Origin of the sequence: uncultured Wocania sp. (assembly GCF_964021735.1) — a bacterium.
Taxonomy (GTDB): Bacteria; Bacteroidota; Bacteroidia; order Flavobacteriales; family Flavobacteriaceae; genus Wocania_A.
Genome location: NZ_CAXIBN010000249.1, coordinates 1 through 3,410, shown reverse-complemented (window position 1 = coordinate 3,410; position 3,410 = coordinate 1). Strand labels below are relative to the sequence as shown.

Sequence of the window (3,410 nt, the reverse complement as noted above, 5' to 3'; positions counted from 1 at the left end):
TACTTCATATACTTCCCCTTTTTACTACCTTCATACATCACATATTTAACTAAACGCGCTTCGAGTTTGGCGTTAAACAAATGTATTTTACGTGATGGTCGTAAACCCACATGTTTAAGTGCATCAAGGTTTGAGGTAATAAACCAAGCATCGGTGCCTGGGTAATTTTGTTTTAGGGTATCGCCAATATTTGCATAAAAAGATTCCATATCCAAATTTAAACGCTCGCCGTACGGTGGGTTAAATACCATGTGTAATTTGTCGTCGCCAGCTTTTTGGGTTTTAAAAAAATCTTCATGCTTAACTTCTATAAAATCTTCTAATTGAGCGTTTTTTACATTGTCTTTAGCTTTGCTTACCGCACTTGGTGCTTTATCGTAACCTATTATTTTATGATGAAAATCGCGAGTTTTACCCAATAATGATTCTTCAATTTTTTCAAATAATTCAACATCCCAATCTTGCCAGCGCTCAAAGGCAAATTCTTTTCGCATGAGGTTTGGTGGAATATTACAGGCTATCATCGCCGCTTCAATAAGCATAGTGCCCGAACCACACATAGGATCCATGAAATCGGATTGCCCGTCCCAACCAGATAACATAATTAATCCTGCTGCTAAAACCTCGTTTATGGGTGCGATATTAGTCGCCATTTTATAACCACGTTTATGCAGAGAATCTCCAGAAGAATCTAACGAAATGGTGCATTGTCGTCTATCGATATGCACATTTATTTTTAGGTCTGGAAATTTTAAATCGACGTTTGGTCGCTCGCCAGTAGCATCTCTAAATTTATCGACTATCGCATCTTTTGTTTTTTGCGCAATGTACAATGAATGCGAAAACAAATCGGAATGGATGGTAGCATCAACCGCTAATGTACCGGTTGATTTAAGATATTGCGACCAATCTATCGCATAGATTTTATCGTATAAATCTTTTTCGCTATTTACGGTAAACGAATGTATAGGCTTTAAAATTTTAACAGCGGTACGCAATGCTAAATTAGCTTTGTACATAAAACCTTTATCGCCAGAAAAAGCGACGTTACGCACCCCTATTTTTACATCTTGCGCACCGAGTTGTGTGAGTTCTTTTGATAGTAGTTCTTCAAAACCAAATAAGGTTTTGGCAACCATGTTGAAATTTTCTTCCATTTTTTACGTCGAATAGATTGCAAAAATAACGTAATTTTGCACAAATTAACTAGCAATTGCAGATAATGGGTTAAGGATTGATGCGGTATCCTTTTTAATACGGACAAGTAGTAATTTTGGTAAGAACTAAAATTTGGCAGATTGCCACGTCCTTCGTCCTCGCAATGACGTATTAAAAAGATATAGCGGAAAGCCTGACCCCCGAACATTTTTCTCGGGGGTAACCCCAAAAAAAACAGATGAGTAATAATACTACAAAATGGTTTACGTCGTGGTTTGATACGCCATTTTACCACATTTTATATAAGGATAGGGATGATACCGAGGCGCATGCGTTTATGGATACGTTGACGAATTATTTGAATATCCCCGAGCGCGGTACTATTTTAGATTTGGCTTGTGGCAAAGGCAGACACGCACGGTATTTAAACAAAATTGGTTACGATGTTACGGGTGTTGATTTGAGTGAAAATAGTATTAATTTTGCAAAACAGTTTGAAAATAATAGTCTCCGTTTTGAGGTACACAACATGTGTAAACCTTACCATAAACAGTTTGATGCGGTTTTTAATTTGTTTACTAGTTTTGGGTATTTTGAAAAAGATGAAGACAATTTAAACACGATTAAAGCTATTGTTGCCAATTTAAACGACTTTGGTTTTGGGGTAATTGATTTTATGAATAGCGAATTTGTTATTGATAATTTAGTGCCCGAAGAGGTTAAAACGGTTGATGGCATTACCTTTAATTTAAAGCGTTATGTGGAAGACGGATATATTATAAAAGATATTTCGTTTATTGCGGATGGCAACAATTATAATTTTCAGGAGCGTGTTAAAGCGTTTACTTTAAACGATTTTGAAACGATGTTTGAAGCTGCCAATGTACATTTATTGGATGTTTTTGGCGATTATAAATTGCATAAATTTAATGCCAAAACATCGGAGCGTTTAATAATGATTTTCAAATAGGTCGATAATCGACATTTAATTATTATCACTGTTGCTGATTTTTTGTTAATAATCGATATTTAATTATGCTCACTGTTGTGGGTTATTATTTTTTAGAATGAATAAATTTTTATTTCCTGTATTAGCTGTTGTTTTAGGGGTGCTTATTGCTAGTCTTAGCAAGTATAAAAAAACATGGAATACCAAGCTCCTGCTCTCTTTTAGTGGTGCTTTTTTATTGGCATTAACCCTTTTTGAATTGCTGCCAGAAGTTTATAATCATTTAGATACCAAACTTACTGGTTTGTATATTATGTGCGGTATTGTGTTGCAAATTGTTTTAGAACTCTTTTCTAAAGGTGCCGAACATGGGCATGTGCATATTCATAAAGACGAAACCAATTTTCCATGGTTGTTATTTGTGAGTTTGTGTATTCACAGCTTTTTAGAAGGTTTCCCAATTCACGAACACAACGACATGCTTTATGGCGTTTTAGTGCATAAAATACCCATTGCTGCTTTAATTAGCATGTTTTTATTTCAGTCGAATTTTAGCAAATTACAAATCACCGGATTTTTAGTCGTTTTTGCAGCTATGACTCCGTTGGGAACTTTTATTTCAAATACTTGGGAAGCCATTGCAGATTACGCACACATTATTAATGCCATTGTTATTGGAATATTTTTTCATATTTCTACTACCATTTTGTTTGAAAGTGGCGAAGGACATAAGTTTAATTTATCGAAATTTATTGCCATTATTTTGGGTATTGTTGTGGCTTATTTAATTTAGCTATTGGCTATTGGAAAACAAAAATATATTATAATATGTCAATTCTGAACAAAGTGAAGAATTTAACTTTTAACTGAAGTAGTGTTTTCAAAAGAAGAATCGCGATTATTACGACAAGAGTTCTGGACAAGTTTCGGGAAATCGTTTCCACGGAAATGGGTTTTGTATGATACCAAATTAAAAGGATTCTCTTTTAAATTTCATTTTGATACTAAATCCGCTTTGGTGGCTTTAGATCTTGAAGATGATTTAGAAAACCGCATTAAATACTGGGAAAAACTCCAAGCTTTAAAATCGATTTTATTAGATGAATATTTGTCAGATGCTATTTTTGAAGAGGAGTACTTGTTAGAAAATCAAAAAGAAATTTCAAGAATTTATGTGCCTTTAAATGAAAAAGTATCGATTCATAATAAAAACACATGGCGTGATGTTATGGAATTCTTTAATGAAAAAATGAATTTATTTGAAGCTTTTTTTGAGGAATATAAAGATGTTATTGATGGGTAA

General features: G+C 34.0%; 4 protein-coding genes. 3 read left to right on the top strand and 1 reads right to left on the bottom strand.

Translation table 11 applies throughout. From position 1 onward, the window contains the following. On the bottom strand, positions 1 to 1,157 hold a 1,157-nt coding region (locus AADI82_RS14500), incomplete at its 3' end, for a THUMP domain-containing protein (RefSeq protein WP_341217133.1). Positions 1,158 to 1,396: 239 nt separating this feature from the next. On the opposite strand from AADI82_RS14500, the gene AADI82_RS14495 reads away from it, so the two are divergent. From AADI82_RS14495 to AADI82_RS14485, 3 genes are all read left to right on the top strand, one after another. Further along, entirely contained in the window at positions 1,397 to 2,128 is a 732-nt protein-coding gene (locus tag AADI82_RS14495) for a class I SAM-dependent methyltransferase (RefSeq protein WP_341217132.1), read from the top strand. 97 nt (positions 2,129 to 2,225) lie between these two features. Continuing rightward, positions 2,226 to 2,900, top strand: coding sequence for a ZIP family metal transporter (locus tag AADI82_RS14490; protein ID WP_034044806.1), 675 nt, complete (start codon positions 2,226 to 2,228; stop codon positions 2,898 to 2,900). 81 nt (positions 2,901 to 2,981) lie between these two features. Continuing rightward, positions 2,982 to 3,410, top strand: coding sequence for a DUF4268 domain-containing protein (locus AADI82_RS14485; RefSeq protein ID WP_341217131.1), 429 nt, complete (start codon positions 2,982 to 2,984; stop codon positions 3,408 to 3,410).